We start from the raw sequence: 18,375 nt of genomic DNA on the forward strand, positions 1-18,375 counted from the left end.
AAAATACGTGTATAGTATAAACAGAGAATTTCTCCCTGTTCGCGAAAACCGACGCGTTTCGGCTATGATGAGAAAATGACCAAGAAAAAGAAGATTTTTCGTCGTAAGCATGACCCTTTCTTTCGTTACATTTATGCGATTCCTGCGAACACTCGCGCGCTATTGCGGCTTGCGCAACGTAAAAATCCCGAACTTCGCAGGATGCTGTCCTCGGTGGATATGGATTCTCTGGAGTTGATTCCGGGTAGTTTCAGCAATGTGAAGGAGTGGGGTGAATCAGACCTTGCCTTTAAGGCACGTATCAAGGGAGGCCCTGAAATTTTTGTGGGCATCTTATTGGAGCATAAGTCTTATCGCAAGAGTGATGTTCTTTCGCAGATTTACCGCTATACCTTTGAGGTGATGCAAAATAAGGGCGCAACTGATTTCGGCTGGCTTCCGACGAAGGCGATTATTATTTACAATGGTCAGGGCGACTGGAATCCGATGGCGGAATTCCGTTCCAAGTATCGGGGGCAATTCAATGGCCGCGAATTGCCTTTTGAATGTGTCCTTGTGAACCTTGCGGATATCCCCGATATGGCCTGCTTCAGGGAAACGAATATTGAGGCTGCTGTCGGGACCTTGGTGATGAAGCACGCCTTTGATGCTGACGGCCTGAAAAGTATTGTGGATATGTTGGCCAGATTGCTTTCCAGATTGGAAAACGAGGCTAGGGCTACCCTTTCCGAAAAAATTGTAGTATATTTCCAGAAAAACCTTCGCCTCGGCAATGGGAATGCTAGCATTCCCGCTGCGCTCGGCTTGAAGTTTTTTTAAACGAGTATCTTGATGAAGAAGTCGTGGAGGAATTGCGTATGCGTATGAGTATCGGACAGGTCCTGGGAATCAAGACCGCTGGAGACCGTTTGCGTGCCGCGGAACGCGCCGCAGTTCGCCGTGGCAGGAAACGTGGCTTGGCACAGGGCCTCGAACAGGGCCTTGAACAAGGCATTGAGCAAGGTCTCGAAAAGGGTATCGAAAAGGGCATCGAACAGGAACGTGTACGGAACGATGCTCTTAATACAAAACGGGTTAAGTTTCTCCGTTCGCAGAACGTGCCGGACGATGTAATCTCGGCAATGCTTGCGATTAAGTAGTATTCTCCCCCCAAAAATTTTTTTAAAGCCGATCCCTTGGGATTGGCTTTTTACAAATCGGAAGGGGGAGATAAAGCGGAACTACTCCCGCCACGGGGCTTCGCTGCGTTCTTTCTCTTTCTGTTCGTGGGCTTCGCGCTTTATGTGCCAGGCGGCGAGCTGTTCCTTGAAGGTTTCGCGGAGGCGTTCCATGCCAATGTTCTCGCGGGCGCTCACCTGGATGGCCTCGGGGTAGTTCTCGCGGAGTTCCGTGCGGCGGGCCTCGTCGCAGATTTCGGCCTTGTTGAATACGCGGATACGTGGCGTCTCGGAACTGATGATGCCTTCCAGCGTCTTGTGGGTGACTTCCAGATGCTCCCGGTAGTCGGGAGCGGAGCCGTCTACGACTTCCAGGATGCAGTCCGCGTGCGAGGCGACGCCGAGTGTACTCTTGAAGGTCTCAATTAAGTTATGCGGAAGTTTACGGATAAAGCCTACGGTATCGGATAGAATGATGTTTTCTCCGTCGAGGTAGAGCTTTCGCGTGGTGCTGTCGAGGGTCGCGAACAGCTTGTCTTCTACATACACGTCGGCGCCGGTCAGGCGGTTGGTGAGCGTAGACTTGCCTGCGTTCGTGTAGCCAACGATTCCGATGTGGAAAATGTCGTTTCGGTTTTCTGCCTGGCTTTCGCGGGCGTCCTCGATTTTTTCAAGCTTCTTTTTAAGTTCCTGAATGCGCTTGCGGATCATGCGGCGGTCGGTTTCGAGCTGAGTTTCGCCGGGGCCCTTGGTGCCGATGCCTCCGTTGTGTTGACGGCAAAGGTGTGTCCATGCACCGGTAAGGCGCGGCATCATGTATTGGAGCTGTGCTACTTCGACCATCAGGCGGCTTTCTGCCGTGACGGCGTGCTTCGCAAAAATGTCCAGGATAAGACCCGTACGGTCAAGTACCTTAATTCCGGGGAGTCTCTGTTCCAGGTTCCTGACCTGCGAACCTGACAAATCGTCGTCAAAAACGACCATCTTGGCGTTCAGTTCTGCAAGGGCAGCCTTGACCTCGTTCACCTTGCCTTCGCCAATGAGCGTTGCTGGGCTAAAGTTCTGCACCCTTTGCAAAAAACTCTGCACCACTTCGGCGCCTGCGGTTTCGGCGAGTCTGCCCAGTTCGGCGAGCTGTTCGGAGGCAAGCCAGGGGCGAACCTTCGGGGTAGAGATCCCCACGAGAATGCAACGTTCCTTTTCGGCCTTGTGTTCGATGGTCAAATCCTTCATACGCCCTATATATTAGCAAAAATTTTGTTATAATTGGTTGTCATTTATTATTATGGGAAAGATTAATCTAAAACGTTGGCTAACGCTTAATCCCGCTATTGCTGTAGTTGCACTCTTGGCAATAGTGGTAGTGTGTTTGTATGCATTCTATATGCGTGAGGCGTTCTTTGTGCAAATCGAGCAGACCATTGCCGAAAATACACGCAAGGAAGCCTCTGAAATAGAGACGAAACTTCGTTTTGCCCGAAGCGGAATCCAGCATATTTCTCAGATGGTTGCTCGAAAGATGGATGGCCCCGTCTTGCAGTACCCGAATTCAGTGATTCATCCGCTGCTAACGGAAAGCCCTTTTTCGAGGGTGGAGTATATTCGTGGCGATGGAATTAATATGGTGAACGGGGAGCCTGCGTTTGACGCTTCGGATAGGGAATATTTTAGGCGGGGGATTCTGGGTGAAACCGGAATTTGGATTAATTACTCGCCTCGCTATTCCAAGGAAGCCCTAGTGGATGTCTATACTCCGCTTATTTATAACGATTCCGTTGTGGGGGTACTCACGGGACTTTTGGGCGGAAATACGGACCTGCGTCCTGTTCTGGATTATAGGATCTTTGGCGAAAATACGGTGGGAATCCTGTGCGACCAGCATTTGAACATTATTGTTTCGAATGTCGTCGACAATGATTTTGGAAAATCTTTTGAATCGCGGGCGACCGAGTTCTTTCCTTCCGATGTTGTTGAACTGTTTAAGCAGAATGCCATGCTGGACGAACCGAAGGCGTTCCGTTTTTCTTCGGATGCCGGAACTTCTGTGGCCTGTGTGTTCCAGGTCGGGGGCACGGGGTGGTTTGTGGTTCAGATGGTGCCTTACCATGTGCTTACGAACTATTCCCGCTGGACAGCCTTGAGTGCGGCTGCCGCCGTCTTGATCGTCGCGCTCTTGTTTGCGGTATATATGCATTCGGCGTACAGGACGAATCGTCGGCAACAGACCGAAAACGATGGCCGCCGGCTGAATATTATCAATGCCTTGACGGAGTCGTATGGAAGTGCATTCGAAGTGGACTTGAATACGGGGCGAGTCGTTGTGTATCGACTTAATCCCAACGTGGCAAGGTTGATGCGTGAATTCGACAATCAGGACCTTTTCTATGATCAGCTGCTTGCGCACTATATCAAGCGTGCTGTCTTGCCCGAAGATTACGCGGTTCTGGGCCCCGTCGTTACCTTGGATGTCCTGCGTCGTGAATTTATCAAGCGAGACCGCTTTGAACTGGTTTATCGAGTCCTGGTGAACGGTGGAATTCATTATTTGCAGGTCCATTATGTGAAACCTTCGAGGGACCGTTCGGAATTCGTGGTGGGCTTCAAGAATATCGACGAGGCCATGACTGCCGAACTGGAAAAACGTAAGGAACTGAACGAGCAGAGAATGGAACTTGTCCGTGCCCTGGAACAGGCGCATCAGGCCGATGCGGCCAAGTCGAAGTTCCTGTTCAACATGAGTCACGATATCTGTATCCCGATGAATGCGGTTCTCGGTTACGGAAACTTGTCCAAAAAGCGCCTTGCCAGAATGAGCCTCCCGGCCGAAGAAATGTCGGTGATAGGGCATTATCTTGATAATATCCAAATGGCGGGAACCCAGCTCCTCGATATGATTCAGTCGGTGCTGAACAAGGCTCGCATTGATTCGGGTGCCGAGGTCCTGAATGAAACTCCTGTTCTTACGGTCAAGATGTCGGACTGGCTCGTGGCGACTTTTGAACAGGCCGCCCTTCAAAAGAACGTCTTGTTGCAGGTTTCTAGAAACTTCGAGCATAACTGTGTGGTTGCCGACAAGGTGAAAATTCAGCAGATTTTGCTGAACGTCGTGAGCAACGCAATCAAGTTTACCAAGGAATGGGGACTGATTCGTATTTCGCTAAGGGATTTTCCGCACGAAATGCCTGGCATGTGCTATATCGAAATGGTCGTAGAGGATACGGGTATCGGAATTTCGGAAGAATTCATGCCCCGTATTTTCAATGACTTTGAACGCGAACAGACAGCGCGTACCAGGGGTATTAGTGGCGTTGGGCTAGGACTTAGCATTGTAAAGAAACTGGTGGACCTGATGCAGGGGACGATTGAGGTGACAAGCCGCGTCGGGGAAGGAACCCGCGTTGTCATTAAGACGCCTCATGCGATTGCCGAATGGAATAGCGCTTCCAGGAACGATCTGATGGCTAAGCTTCCGGAGAATTTTGCAGGCAAGCGCGTGCTTCTGGTGGACGATGATTCCATGAACTGCGAAATCGTGGGCGATATGCTTAAGGAATGGAAAATGGACTATTCCTGCGTAGTAGACGGATCGTCCTGTATTCACAAGTTGGAATTTTCACCGTCAGGAACATTTGATGTGGTGCTGCTTAATTTGCAGTTGTCTATCCTCGACGGTTATGATGTGGTTCGCCATATCCGTAAAATGGAAAACGGCCAGAAGGCGAATATTCCCGTGATTGCGATGGCTGCCTGTACCGATGATGTGGACCGTGAAAAAATGATTTCTGTCGGAATAAACGGATTCTTGACGAAACCGATAGAAGCGGAGCAGCTGAAAGAGGCCTTGGCGAAGACTTTTATATAGATTTAGGGTATGAAACTTCGCCTGACACAGGAAACGTTGAAACGATTGAAGCGCTTTCGCAAGAATAAGCGGGCGTTTTGGTCGTTAATCGTTCTGGTGATCGCGTATCTGTTGTCGCTTACGAGTCCGTGGACGGTCAATGACGAACCTCTGTATTTGCGTTACGAGGGAAAGTCCTATTTTCCGGCTTTCGTACGTTATAGCGAAAAGGATTTTGGCGGGGAATACCAGACCGAGCAGGATTACGCTAAACTGTTTGCTGCGGTTCAGGAATGTGAAGAGGATGCTGCCGAAGGTTTTACCCGTGCAGGGGGCTGCCCTGAATTTTGGGCTTTGATGCCTCCGATTGTGCACGACCCATTAAAGGCGGACTTGAGCGAAGAAGGGGCGCCTCCGTTTGCTCCGAGTGCAAGGCATTGGCTTGGAACCGATAGCAATGGCCGTGATGTTCTTTCGCGACTGATTCATGGTTTTCGTATCTGCATCAGTTTCAGCCTGCTTTTGACGGTGCTCGGAACATTCCTCGGAATTGTGATTGGCGGAATTCAGGGGTATCTTGGAAAATTCTGGGATACGGGAATGCAACGTTTTATCGAAATCTGGTCATCGCTTCCGATGCTTTATGTGGTGATTTTGATCGGGAGCATTTACGGGCGCAGTTTCTTGCTTTTGATTCTGATTATGGCGGCGTTCAACTGGATATCGCTCAGCTACTACATGCGTGCGGAATTCCTGAAATTGCGCGGAATGACTTACGTACAGTCCGCAAAGGTTCTGGGGCTTGGACACCGTCACATATTCTTCAAGGAAATTCTGCCGAATGCGATGACTCCCGTGGTGACACTTTTCCCGTTCACGCTGATTGGTGGAATTGGGAGCCTCACGTCGCTGGACTTTTTGGGATTTGGCCTGCAACCGCCGACTCCGAGCTGGGGCGAACTCATGAGCCAGGGACTCAACAACTTGTATGCCCCCTGGATTTCCGTGAGTACGGTCGCTGCATTATTTGTGACGCTTCTCCTTACCACGTTCGTGGGCGAAGGTGTGCGTGATGCGATGGATCCGAAGTCGGGAGATAGATATGTTTGATGAAATGCGACTGAAGGATCCATGCCAAGCGAGTACGATTCATATTGATGAATCGTGGGAGCGCGGAGCAATCGACTTCGGATTTTTATTGTTGCGTAGGTCGATTGCGGAGTCGTGTGTTTATCCGAAGTCGGGAGACAGATATGTTTGATGAAATGCGACTGAAGGATTCATGCCAAGCGAGTACGATTCATATTGATGAATCGTGGGAGCGCGGAGCAATCGACTTCGGATTTTTATTGTTGCGTAGGTCGATTGCGGAGTCGTGTGTTTATCCGAAGTCGGGAGATAGATATGTTTGATGAATCCAGAAACTCTGGGCTCGTTAGTTGTCATGCCCGCGAAGGCGGGCATCTCCAGTTTGCGGGTGTCATTCTGAGCGGAGTGAAACGGAGTCGAAGAATCTAGATATGAATCCTGTACTTTCGGTGAAAAATCTTTCGGTAGCCTTCGGTTTCGACAAGAAGGGCAAACCCCGTGACGGCGTGACTCCTTTGCAGGTGACGGACCGCGTCTCGTTCGATATTTTCCCCGGAGAATTCTTTGCGCTGGTGGGGGAGTCGGGTTGCGGAAAGAGTGTGACGGCAATGAGTGTCTTGCGCCTGCTGCCGCAGCCGAGTGCGCAGATTGTCGATGGTTCGGTGCTTTACAATGCTGCGGCTGTTGAAATTGCAGAAACGGTTGAATCTTCCGTTGCCGATTCGAAAAACGCATCGGTTGATCTCGCCAAGTTGCCGCTTGCGGAATTGCAGAAAGTCCGCGGATCCGAAATAGCCTGCATTTTTCAGGAACCGATGCAAGCCTTGAATCCTGTCGTCACCATCAAGAAACAGTTGCTCGAAGTTTTCAAGTTCAGTGCTCCTTGTAAATCGCAGAAATCTGCACGGCTTTCACCTGAACGTCATTCCCAAAGTTCTTTTAGTTGTCATTCCCGACTTGATCGGGAATCTCCCTTGGCGCTTATCCGCGAACAGCTTGCGCTTGCAGGCTTCAAGGATATTGACCGCGTCTTGGAATCGTATCCGCATGAGCTTTCGGGCGGAATGTTGCAGCGAATCTGCATCGTGATGGCGCTCCTTTCGAAGCCCAAGTTGATTATTGCCGACGAACCGACGACTGCCCTCGATGTAACGGTGCAGGCGCAGGTACTCGCCGTGCTCAAGGAAATGGCGAGTCGCACCGGCACGGCGGTTCTCTTGATTACGCATAATATGGGGATTGTTTCGCAGTATGCCGACCGAGTGGCTGTGATGTATGCCGGGCGCATTGTCGAAACGGGTGCTGTCCGCGACGTGATTGATCGTCCGTTGCATCCTTATACGCAGGGGCTTCTGGCGGCAATTCCCGAAAATCACAGCGACATGCGCACCATGAAATCGATTCCTGGCTCCGTGCCGCATCCGCGTGACTTTGTCAAGGGGTGCCGTTTTGCGGACCGCTGCGAAAAATGCACCTCTGCTTCCGCTGAAATTCGCGAAAAGTGCAAGTCTTCGCAGGAACCTCCGTGCGTTGCCGCTGAAAAATCAGCGACGCATACGGCAAGTTGCTTTTTGCTTTAATTTTCGACTGAGATAAATCCGATACTGGTTCCCGTCGGTCTGAAGACCGACAGGATGACAGTCTTGTTGAAGTCCCCCTCGACCGAAGGGAGGGGGTCCAGTTCTGAATTCTGGCGCAATGACAGGTGGGGTGAGGGCTTTAGTCGAACAACTGCGGGTCAGATTCGTCGGAACCTTCGTCGTCGTTGCTACCGTCGTCGAAGCTGTCGGGCGGGGTGATTCGGGTGGCGCGTTTCACCTTCTTCGCTGTGAACTTGCTGCCCAAGGCCTTGTAACCCTTGATTTCGGCGACTTCGGTCAGGTCGAGTTCTTCCTTCTGGACTTCGCGGCCTACCTGGTATTCCATGAGTTCGCGGGCGTCGTCTGTCGCGAAGAATTCGATCATCTGCGTATCCTTATGGTCGGACACGAGGCTGAATTCCGTGGTCATGGGGCAGCCTTCCAAGTTGAAGCGTTTCACCATGTAGTTGAAGTTGCCGCCTTCGAAGTAGAGAACCGTAAAGACCTGCGCTGGGTCGAACTTGTGGATGTACTTGATGCCTGTTCCCACGAGAATCGGGTCGGCCATGTCGTGGACGCGGGCCGTACCGTTTTCCTTGACAATGAGGATCTTGTCCTTTTCGCCGAATTCGCCGATACGGTCGCCCTTCTTCTGGGTGCTGATGATGCCGGCGAGGGCGTCAAAGTAGAGAACGCGGGCACCCAGGGTGCTTACGCCCTTACGAACGCGCTTGATGCTCTTGACCGGGTACTTGGTAACGATGTTACCCATGGCACCACGGCCCTTCACATCGATAGAGCTGAAATCCACCTCGAAGTTGAGCTTGGTGCGCGGACGCGGCTTGAGTGTGACTTCCACGACTTCGGCTTCGCCGTTCAGGTTGCTCGACATGTACAGAATCTTGCTGCCGGGCGTGCCCTTACCCATAAAGTAATCCTTGTCGCGGGTGACGCCACCCACGTTGAATCGCTTGATGTAGTAGGCGCCGTCCTTGCCGTCCTGGTGAATCACGTTGTAAATGTGGCGGTCGTCGTCTTTCTTGAACTTTTCCACGAGCAAGATGTTCTTGCCCACGAAGTCCTTGTCGCTGACCTTCACGACCTTGAAGCTGCCGTCGGCCTTGAACACGATAAGGTCGTCGTATTCGGATACGTCGAAGAGGTATTCTTCCTTCTTCATGCCGGTGCCCACGAAGCCTTCCTTGCGGTTCACGTAGAGCTTCTGGTTGGCAAGAGCCACATGCACGGCTTCGACCTTGCCGAATTCCGCAATCTGCGTGCGGCGTTCCTTGCCTTCGCCGTACTTCTTGAGGATGTTCTTGAAGTGGTCGATGGTGTAGTCGGTGATGTGTTCCTGGTTGTACTTGCAGGTCGCGATGCTTTCTTCGAGTTCGCGCAGGAGCTGGTCTGCCTTTTCGCGGTCGTAATGGCTTATACGGCGGATCGGAATTTCGATGAGCTTTCCGATTTCTTCGTCGGTGATTTCCTTGCGGTGCAGGCGCTTCACATAAGGCATAAGGCCTTCGCGCACGAAGTTGATAATCTGTTCGCGGTCCTTTGCCTTCTTGATGACCTCGTAGACTTCCTTTTCGATGAAGATCTTTTCGAGCGTGGTCATGTGCCACTTGTCTTCGAGGTGCTTGAGCTCGTTGGCGAGTTCCCATTCGAGGAGCTTGACCGTATGCTCCGTGTTCATGCGGAGAATGTCGGAGACGCCGAGGAATTTCGGGTGCTTGTCGACAATCACGCAGGTGCAGGGAGAAATGGACTTTTCGCAGTCGGTAAAGGTATAGAGGGCGTTGATGGCGACCTGCGGATCTGTGCCCGGCTGCAGGTGCACGAGGATTTCGACTTCCTTGCTGGTGTTGTCGTCCACGTGCTTGATCTTGATCTTGCCTTTGTCGTTAGCCTTCACGATGCTTTCGATCAGGCTCACGGTCGTGGTGCCGTACGGGATTTCGCGGATGGCGAGCGTCTTGTTGTCGACCTTTTCGATCTTGGCACGTACGCGGACCTTGCCGCCGCGCTGACCGTCATTGTATTCGCTGACGTCGATGATGCCGCCGGTATAGAAGTCCGGGTACAGCGTAAACTTCTTGCCCTTGAGGATGGCGATGCTTGCTTCGCAGAGTTCCTTAAAGTTGTGTGGGAGTATCGATGTGGAAAGACCCACGGCAATGCCGTCTACGCCCTGGGCGAGCAGGAGCGGGAACTTGACCGGAAGGGTCACCGGTTCCTGGCTGCGGCCGTCGTAGCTCGGAATCCATTCGGTAGTTTCGGGGTTGAACACGACATCGATCGCAAACGGCGTGAGGCGGCCTTCGATATAACGGGGGGCTGCAGCGCGGTCGCCGGTGTAGGGATTACCCCAGTTACCCTGGGTGTCAATCAGCAAATTCTTCTGGCCGAGGCCCACGAGGGCATCGCCGATGGAGGCGTCACCGTGCGGGTGGTAGGCCATGGTTCGACCGACGATGGTGGCCACCTTCTGGTAGCGGCCGTCGTGGTTTTCGAAAAGGGAATGCAGAATACGGCGCTGCACCGGTTTGAGTCCGTCTTCGTAGTACGGAACGGCGCGGTCCAAAATCACGTAGCTGGCGTAGTCCAGGAACCACCCGTCGTAGAGTTTTTCAAGGTGGTTGACGTTCGAAAGTCCAAGGGTCGAATCTTTAATTTCTTCGCTCATATTTTAAAATGATGACTTTTTTGCTTTAATTTCAACTTACGGACACAATGTAGTAAAAAATCCTGTCAAAAAAATGACACTACTGCACAAAGGTGCAAAAAATCCCCCGGCAGCGCCGGAGGATTCTTGCAAAGGTCTTTGCCGTTTTCGCTTAGAAGCTGAACACGGTTTCGACACCGAAGTAGAGGTTCAGGTCTTCGCCGTAGTCCTTGGTGCTAACAGATGCTGCGTGACCGGCCTTTTCCCAGTCGTTACCCATGGGGAGGATTGCCATGGCAAAGCCTGTGACTTCGAGACCGTCTACAGGTGTGAAATAGGAACGGAGACCGAAGTTGAGCGTTCCGAGGTCTGTGTCGTCATCAAGAGAGTTTGTGTGCAGTTCGCCGACGGCGCCGATGGTAAGTGCATCGGTAAACTTGATGTCGCCTTCACCGTAGGCAAACATGTATTCAGGGAGTTCAGTATCGTGGACGGTCGGGGCCTTGTCGTCAAGCAGGGCATAGAAGAATCCGCCCTTGATGTTCACGTTTGCGATCTTGAACGTGGGTTCAGCCAAGAAGGCATGCGTGGCCTTGGGATCATCTTCGGTCAGGCGGTCGGCATGCAAACCGTAAACGGCGTGGATGGCGAACGGACCAAATTCAAGAGCGGCTTCCAAACCGGCGTGGAGTTCGTTGGCCTTGGGCTCCTGCCAGCTCTTGTAGTGAGCGAACGGACGCAGGGACTGACCGGCATAGTCAAACTGGTAAGCGACATGGGCGTCGTAGCTCTTGCCCGTGCTGGCGTAGCAACCTTCATCTTCGCCGTTGCCAGTGCAGACAACGTAGATGTCGTTGCCGCCACGACCAAAGCCCAAACCGAGCTGCAGACCGTAGAGGTCGAGTTCGAGACCGCGAATGTCGTGTTCCTTCATGCCGGCACCGTAGTCTGCGGGGTCGTTATAGTCGTAGTAGTTGAACGAACCTTCCGCATGGGTCAGGTCGCCAAACTTGACTGTAAAGTTTTCGCCTTCGGTGTACTGTACGAAAGCTCCGTTATAATGGACGCCAGGGGCTTCGTTGTCGGCATCGGCTTCGATTTCGACCTGTGCAGACCACTTTTCGTTAAGCTTTACCTGGAAATCAACGTCAACGGTAGACCAGTAGTCGTGAGTCAGTTCCTTTTTCTGGTCATTTCTCCAGTAGCCGTAAGCGTCAAATTCTGCTGCACCGGAAATATTGAATTCCATAGCCTTCTTGGCTTCGGGGGCTTCGTCTGCCTTGGAAATGTTCAAACGGTCAATAAAGGAGGCTCCGTTGGATTCATCCTTCTTTTCTTCGGCTTTAGCTTGTTCAGCCTTCTTTGCTTCTTCAGTGGCCTTGGCTTCTTCTGCCTTCTTCGCTTCTTCGGCGGCCTTGGCTTCTTCTGCCTTCTTCGCTTCTTCGGCGGCCTTGGCTTCTTCTGCCTTCTTTGCCTCTTCGGCGGCCTTGGCTTGTTCCGCCTTCTTTGCTTCTTCAGCGGCCTTGGCTTCTTCCGCCTTCTTCGCTTCTTCGGCAGCCTTAGCTTCTTCGGCTGCTACGGCTGCAGAGTCGGCAGCCGGCTGTGCTGCGGGCTGAGCGGCTTCGGCCTTCGGGGCTTCGGCGGTGCTTTGTGCCGGCTGTGCTGCGGCCGGGGCGGCTTCATTTGCAGGTGCTGCCTGTGCAAAAGCGCTTGCGGCGGCAAGGCCGAGCACGATTGCAGAAAGTTTCATGGATTTCATTTTTACTCCTTGATTGTGTTAAAATTATACGCTTTAAATATAGCTTGTTTACCTGTGAATGGCGTTGTATGCCGAAATGGACTAATGCTATATTTGTTGTATGCTACAGTCTGGTATGGATTATTTGAATTCAAGACTCATGTTCGGCATGGTCCCCGGACTTGAATCCACTCGCAAACTTTGTGAAGTTCTTGGAAATTCCCAAAACAAGTTCAAGACCATTCATGTGGTTGGTACAAATGGAAAGGGATCGACTAGCTATTATTTGGCGGGCGTTCTGCAGGCTCACGGATTTAGGACAGGGCTTTTTACGAGTCCCCATTTGGTGAGTCTTCGCGAAAGAATCCGCATTGACGGTATTCCCATCGGTGAAGCCGATTTAGACCGATTGTTGTTGCAGGTGAAAGCCGCCGCAGAACAGGTTCATGTAGAACCGACTTTTTTCGAAGTGCTTACGTTGGTCTCCTTCCTTTATTACGCTGAACAGGGAGTCGATGTTGTATCGATGGAAGCGGGAATGGGCGGGCGCCTAGATAGTACCGCTGTGGCCTGCGGCGATATTGTCGTTTTGACGAGTATTGGTCTTGAACATACCGAAATTCTTGGCCCGACCGAAGAGGCTATCCTTTTTGAAAAAATGGCGATTGTCGAGGCCGATGAACGCCGCGTTTCTAAAGCGTTTGTGTTGGGCGGAATCTCGGACTCGTTGAAAAAGGAAGCTCTTGACTATACCCAAAAACGGGGCGATGAATGTATTTTCCCTGTAGTTCGTAACGACATCGAACTTCCGAACCTGGGACATCATTACATTGAAAATGCGAGCCTGTCTTTGACGGCTGCCGAAAAATTTATGCGTCAAAACGGTGGCGTGGCTTATAATGACGCTCTCGCACTTTCTACACTCAAGTCATTGTCCTGGGCGGGCCGCATGCAAAAATTGACGGATGCCCAGGGGCGTTCACGCTATATCCTAGATGGTGCGCATAACTCCCATGCGGTTCGCAGGTTGGTCGAAACCCTTGAAAAGTATTATCACGGATGCAAGTTCCATTGCGTATTCGGGGCTCTCAAGGATAAAGATGTCGGCGAAATGCTTCGGCTGATGTCTCCTTATGTAAGTCATTGGCATATCACCAAGACTCCGTATCCGCGGTTCCGTGAATTGAGCGACTTACGTCAACAGCTGGAATCTTTGGGTTTGCCTGTGGCAAGCGAAGGTGAACTGAACCGAGATTTTTTGAATTCGGTTGATGCCGCGGCGTTGGGCGAAAATACCTCCACTCCGGTGCTTGTGACGGGAAGCCTTTACATGATCGGCGAAACGGTTCAGTTGCTCAAGAATGACTATGATGCACTTTCGTTTTTTAGGGGGATGACTCCTTCTACAAACGAACATCGCTGAAAATAAATTTTGTCAGTTTTTGACATTATTTTGAATCTATATTTACCTGTGTAAAAGAGAGGTAAATATGAATCATTTTAGCGTTGCTTCAAATAATTGGCTGTTTATGGCTTTGCTCGCCTTGACCCCTGCCATTTTTTGGGGAATGTGGGTGGGCTCCGAAAGTGTGGCTGCCGCCATTGCCGCAAGCGTCGCGTATGCAAGTCTTGTAGTGGGTGAACGCCTGGAAGTGGGGTAGTTCAGGTCTTCTAGTGAATTCCGTCTTCGTTCGCCGATTTCTTTTCGGCGTACCAGAGCTGAATCTTTTCACGGGAGTCTTCGTCGAAGGCGTCCTTGTCTTTCAGGATGGATTCCGCCATCTGCAAAGTTTGCGCAATGAGTTCCTGGTCGTGAATCCAGTCGAACCAGCGGAATACCCAGGAACCGCTCTGCTCGTTGCCTTCCAGGTTTCCCGCACCGCGGGTCTGCAAGTCAAGTTCCGCGATTTCAAATCCGTCGTCGGTGTGGCTGAATTGCGTCAGGCGATCGAGCGTGTTGTCCGTCGAAATGTTTTCGGGTAGCATCAGGAAACACCAGGCCTGTACATCGCCGCGTCCAACACGCCCGCGCAGCTGGTGCAGCTGCGCCAGCCCGAATCGGTCGGGCTGGTCGATCGCCATGATGTTTGCCTCGGGGACATTTACGCCGACTTCGATGACGGTGGTTGCAACAAGTATATGCACCGCCCCCTCTGCAAAACGTTTCAGGATTCCGTCGCGAACCTCTTCGTCCATCTGCCCGTGGATTCCTTCCACGACGACGCTTGGGTCGAATGCGCGGAGTTCGCTTACCACGTCTTCGACGCTTCTTGCGTTACTTTCGTCATCGCTTCCGACGCGGCTTACAATCCAGTAGCAAAGGTTCCCGCCTTTCGCTTCGCTGCAAATGAATTTCTTCATGTCCGTACGCTTGTCGGGGCGGACGAGACGCGTCTTGATAGGCTTTCTTCCGGCGGGCTTTTCCTTGATGGATATCACTTGCAGGTCACCGTAGAGCGTCATGGCGAGGCTTCGGGGAATCGGCGTCGCGCTCATCACGAGCATGTCGGGGTATTCGCCCTTTGAAAGCAGTGCCTCGCGCTGGTTTACGCCAAAGCGGTGCTGCTCGTCGATAATCACAAGGCCAAGCTTTGCAAATGTGACGTCTCTGGAATACAGGGCGTGTGTGCCGATAACGGCTTGGCATAGTCCCATCTGGAGTTCGCCCAAGATCTGTCTTTTTTCGGCGGTGCTCGTTGCACCCACCAAAAGCTGGACTCGCATTCCCGCCGCTTCAAAAAAGGGCTTCATCTGTTTGAAATGTTGCCGAGCCAAGATGTCGGTCGGAACCATCAGGGCGCACTGTTCGCCTGCTCCGCATACGGCAAGCATCGCAAGCATGGCGACGACCGTTTTTCCGCAGCCGACATCGCCTTGCAACAGGGCGTGGAACTGCTGCTTTCCGTTGAGCCCGTCGATAATCCGGTTGAGCGCTTTTTCTTGGCCGTCGGTGAGACTGAAAGGGAGCCTCGATTTGGCGAGCATCACCTGTCCGAGGTCTATCTGCCGTTCGTGTCCGCGAATTTTCTGGTTCTCGCGCCGCTTGATCATGCGCAGGCAGAAGGGGAGCAGTTCCAGAACCTTGAGTTCTCGCTTAGCCTTGCGAATAGAATCGAAATCTTTGGGTTGGTGTAGAATCCGCAGGTTCTCGAGCACCGGAGCGTAGTGCAGGTAGTCCGTTAGCTCCCTTGGGCAAATTCCCGAAAGCGAAAGTGCAGGAAAATGGAAAATGACGTTATACCAGTTGCGCAGGGATTTTTGCGTAATGCGAGCCTTGACCATTGTTTCGGTCATGGGGTACACCGGTAATATTTGTCCGTTGAACTGCTCGTCTTCGTCAATGGGCTGCATGTCGGGATGCGTCATCTGCATTCCGCGGTAATCCCCTACAACGCCAGTAGCAACCCACCTTGAACCAATTGTGAGCCTCTTGCTGTGGTACTGCGCCCCCTGAAAAAACGTGAGCGTCAGTTCACCCGTTCCGTCGGCGAGGGTGGCGACAAAGCGACTGCTACGGCCCCGGATGATTCCTGCCCGGATAATTTTTCCGATAACGACGACTCGGTCTCCTTCGTGCAGGTTTCCGATGGGGGTTACCCTTGTCTGGTCGAGGTAGGTTCGCGGAATGTTGTACAGAAAATCCGATAGCGAAACGATTCCCGCCGACTTGAGCGCATCAAGGCTCTTTGGCCCCATCTTGGGAAGGTTGCAGAGGTCCATATCTATTCGGGGAGCGATTCGCCTTTTTCAGCCCTTTCGCGGCCTTTTTCGCGGGCAGTCTTTCCGATGATATTCAGGTTCTTCCAGGAGAACGCCTTCACCGGGTTGCCATTTTCGTCGAGAACCTTGATTCCTTTGGTATCGATGGCCTGAACGAGCTGGTTCAGTTTTCCGATCAGGTCGTTCACCTTATCCACGGTTTCCGAAGAATAGAGAATCTTGCTGTAGAGCTGGTTGTTTTCGATATTGTTGATGATGTCGTTTGTCTTCTGGGCGCCTTCCGAGATCGCCTTGAATGCGGATTCGGCGAGTGTCATTTTTTCGTTGACCATTTCGGTGAGCGTCTTTACGGCGGAATCCGCTTGCAGGGAAACTTCGGCGAGGTCCGCACTAGCCGTGTTGATTTGCTTGAATAGGTTGTTGAGTGCCGGTTGCAGTGTAGAAAGCGTCTGTTCCGTGTTTTCCAGCGTCTGTTCCACGCCGAAAATAATCTGCTCGAAGATGGCGCTTACAGGTTCGTGGAGCGAGTCCCCTTCGACGGCCAGATGGACAAGTTCGCGTATGGCGGCGATTTGTTCGTTCACGTTCTCGATCTGGCGGAGCGCTTCGGCGATGCCCGGTTCAAAATGTCCCTGGAAAATATGGTCGTCCGGCAGAATTTTCCCTGTCTTGGAGGGGATAATTTCTAGCCTGCGGTGCCCCATGATAGCGTAGTTCACATTGTTGAATTGGGTCCCTTCGCGAATGATGATGGGTTCGTTGAACTTGATTTGAACCCTTGCGCGGTCGCCAAGCCAAAGGACGCGGCCGATGGTTCCCACCGTGTAGCCGCGAATGACCACCTGGTCTTCGGGTTGCAGTGATCCCAACTCGTTAAAGTCGACTTCGATGATTTTCCGGGCTTCGTGATGGGCTTCCCACATACAGTAGGCGATGAACGCAAAAAGTCCTATTAGCGTTACAAGCGATATGTAGCCCAAGGTTCTGTCGGAAATTCTCATATGCGGAAATGTAGTAAAATAGTAGGTAGTGACACGAACGTGTCATCCTGAACGTGGTTCGACAAGCCTCCAACCGAGTAAGGTCCCTGAGCCTGCCGAAGGGCGTAGTCGAAGGATCTCTAGTTGAAGTGACTAGTGATTCGTGGTTAGATTCCCGAAGACCCTTCTAATTTCGGCGTTGTCGGTAATTCCTGCTTGAACAAGTCGCTGCGCATTTTCGTGTAACGTTCCATCGACATATTCTCCGTCGCTTTTCAAAATCTCGATGACCGCGGTTCGGCCCGAATAGTTCTGATCGGGGTGGGGGCGGCACCGCACCAGACGCTGTGCCATAATGCCTAGCAGCGATTCCTGCAGCGAATTCTTTGACACTCCTAAATCTTCCAGTCGTGCAAATGTCGCCTTGGCGGAGTTTGTGTGGAGCGTCGATAGGACTAGGTGTCCCGTCTGAGCGGCACGCAGGGCGATTTGTGCCGTTTCCGAGTCTCGTATTTCTCCGACAAGGATTACGTCCGGGTCTTGGCGCAATAGGGCGCGTAGTGCTGTAGCGAATGTAAAATTGCACTTTTCGTTGACCTGCACCTGTGCGGCCCCTTCAAGAGGGTATTCTATGGGATCTTCGATCGTGGTGACATTGACCTGCTTGGAAAGAATTTCCTGAAGCCCCGCGTGTAATGTCGTTGTCTTTCCAGAGCCTGTCGGCCCCGTTACCAGAAAGATGCCCTGCGGGCTGTTGAAGACGTGTCTTAGAAAAAGAAGGTGAGGCTTGCTCAAATGGAGCGAATCGAGCTCCTTAAACGAAGCCTGTTCCGAATCCTTTGCTCCACTAGCAACAGGCAGTAAGCGAAGAACGCATTTTTCGCCACCTTGTACGGGGAGCGTGCTTACGCGTATGTTGGCGCTGTGCCTATAGCCGCAAAACGTAAAGCTCCCGTCGTGGGGGATTCTTTTATCTGTAATGTCGATTTCTGCGAGAATTTTAAGCCGGACAAGTACGGGCTCGCTTGCCCATAGGGGGAGGTTCCTGTATTCGTTCAGTAGTCCGTCCTGCCGGAGGCGAATTCGAAAATGCCCGTGATCCGGTTCTAGGTGTATGTCGGTCGCCTTTCCTTCGAGAGCGTCGTCGATAATGCTTTCGACGAGATTGACGACGGGTTCAGCTTCCCAGGAGGTACTCGTTGCGTTTCCCTGTGAAAAGAAGTCCTTTTCGTTTAGCGGAGCGTCCTTTAGCTGAATGCGTCGAATTTCTCGAGGATTCATTTTTTGGGGCATGATACTTGCGTTAAGCTCCATTCGAATCTTTTCGAGAAGAAATTCATCGCAATCATCGGGGACTGCCACCCTGTAGGGGGCACTTTCGCTTAGAAGTGCGATTCCGTGTTCGTGACACCATTGTGGCGATAATAACTGTTCCATGGTGCGAAAATAAAAAAAGAAGCTGTGGATAAGTGCAAACAAGTGTTTGCAAAATTATAAGAAGAAGATCCCCGCCTGCGCGGGGATGACAGTGTGGGATACGGAATGAATATGTTGAAAAAAAATTCCGAAGCATTGCGCTCCGGAACTTTTTTCTCTCTATTGTCT

The 18,375-nt window shown here is 51.9% G+C and carries 13 protein-coding genes; 7 read left to right on the forward strand and 6 right to left on the reverse strand.

Annotated elements, in window-relative coordinates; all coding sequences use genetic code 11:
* Window positions 1-75: 75 nt before the first annotated feature.
* Both Q0W37_RS05085 and Q0W37_RS05090 read left to right on the forward strand, forming a co-directional pair.
* A complete protein-coding gene (locus tag Q0W37_RS05085) occupies window positions 76-819 on the forward strand; it encodes an Rpn family recombination-promoting nuclease/putative transposase (RefSeq protein WP_297699383.1) in 744 nt (247 codons plus the stop codon).
* 38 nt (window positions 820-857) lie between these two features.
* Complete coding sequence (locus tag Q0W37_RS05090) at window positions 858-1,139, forward strand: hypothetical protein (protein ID WP_297699385.1); 282 nt, start codon at window positions 858-860, stop codon at window positions 1,137-1,139.
* An 81-nt stretch (window positions 1,140-1,220) separates the two neighbouring features.
* Here Q0W37_RS05090 and hflX read toward each other — a convergent pair whose 3' ends face one another.
* Window positions 1,221-2,390 (reverse strand): GTPase HflX, encoded by a 1,170-nt coding sequence (gene hflX, locus Q0W37_RS05095; RefSeq protein WP_297699387.1) that lies wholly within the window; start codon window positions 2,388-2,390, stop codon window positions 1,221-1,223.
* A 151-nt stretch (window positions 2,391-2,541) separates the two neighbouring features.
* Here hflX and Q0W37_RS05100 point away from each other — a divergent pair, with 151 nt between their 5' ends.
* The 3 genes from Q0W37_RS05100 (at window position 2,542) to Q0W37_RS05110 (ending at window position 7,667) form a co-directional block, all read left to right on the forward strand.
* A complete protein-coding gene (locus tag Q0W37_RS05100; protein ID WP_297699389.1) occupies window positions 2,542-5,019 on the forward strand; it encodes an ATP-binding protein in 2,478 nt (825 codons plus the stop codon).
* Window positions 5,020-5,028: 9 nt separating this feature from the next.
* Complete coding sequence (locus Q0W37_RS05105) at window positions 5,029-6,108, forward strand: ABC transporter permease (RefSeq protein ID WP_297699391.1); 1,080 nt, start codon at window positions 5,029-5,031, stop codon at window positions 6,106-6,108.
* A gap of 410 nt (window positions 6,109-6,518) precedes the next feature.
* Window positions 6,519-7,667 (forward strand): ABC transporter ATP-binding protein, encoded by a 1,149-nt coding sequence (locus Q0W37_RS05110; protein ID WP_297699393.1) that lies wholly within the window; start codon window positions 6,519-6,521, stop codon window positions 7,665-7,667.
* Window positions 7,668-7,806: 139 nt separating this feature from the next.
* On the opposite strand, the gene Q0W37_RS05115 is transcribed toward Q0W37_RS05110, so the two are convergent.
* Window positions 7,807-10,353, reverse strand: coding sequence for a DNA gyrase/topoisomerase IV subunit A (locus Q0W37_RS05115; RefSeq protein ID WP_297699395.1), 2,547 nt, complete (start codon window positions 10,351-10,353; stop codon window positions 7,807-7,809).
* Window positions 10,354-10,504: 151 nt separating this feature from the next.
* A complete protein-coding gene (locus Q0W37_RS05120; RefSeq protein WP_297699396.1) occupies window positions 10,505-12,091 on the reverse strand; it encodes a hypothetical protein in 1,587 nt (528 codons plus the stop codon).
* A gap of 115 nt (window positions 12,092-12,206) precedes the next feature.
* Here Q0W37_RS05120 and Q0W37_RS05125 point away from each other — a divergent pair, with 115 nt between their 5' ends.
* Together Q0W37_RS05125 and Q0W37_RS05130 are read left to right on the forward strand one after the other, a co-directional pair.
* Window positions 12,207-13,493, forward strand: coding sequence for a cyanophycin synthetase (locus tag Q0W37_RS05125; RefSeq protein WP_297699398.1), 1,287 nt, complete (start codon window positions 12,207-12,209; stop codon window positions 13,491-13,493).
* 67 nt (window positions 13,494-13,560) lie between these two features.
* The gene (locus Q0W37_RS05130; RefSeq protein ID WP_297699400.1) at window positions 13,561-13,731 is read left to right on the forward strand and encodes a hypothetical protein; all 171 of its coding nucleotides are present in this window, start codon (window positions 13,561-13,563) and stop codon (window positions 13,729-13,731) included.
* A 10-nt stretch (window positions 13,732-13,741) separates the two neighbouring features.
* On the opposite strand, the gene Q0W37_RS05135 is transcribed toward Q0W37_RS05130, so the two are convergent.
* The 3 genes from Q0W37_RS05135 to Q0W37_RS05145 all read right to left on the reverse strand — a co-directional run bounded on the left by Q0W37_RS05135 (window position 13,742) and on the right by Q0W37_RS05145 (window position 18,207).
* Complete coding sequence (locus Q0W37_RS05135; RefSeq protein ID WP_297699402.1) at window positions 13,742-15,790, reverse strand: ATP-dependent DNA helicase RecG; 2,049 nt, start codon at window positions 15,788-15,790, stop codon at window positions 13,742-13,744.
* 2 nt (window positions 15,791-15,792) lie between these two features.
* Window positions 15,793-16,791, reverse strand: coding sequence for an MlaD family protein (locus Q0W37_RS05140; protein WP_297699404.1), 999 nt, complete (start codon window positions 16,789-16,791; stop codon window positions 15,793-15,795).
* A gap of 132 nt (window positions 16,792-16,923) precedes the next feature.
* Window positions 16,924-18,207, reverse strand: coding sequence for a GspE/PulE family protein (locus tag Q0W37_RS05145; RefSeq protein WP_297699406.1), 1,284 nt, complete (start codon window positions 18,205-18,207; stop codon window positions 16,924-16,926).
* Window positions 18,208-18,375: the final 168 nt, after the last annotated feature.

This window comes from uncultured Fibrobacter sp., from assembly GCF_947166265.1.
Lineage (GTDB): Bacteria > Fibrobacterota > Fibrobacteria > Fibrobacterales > Fibrobacteraceae > Fibrobacter.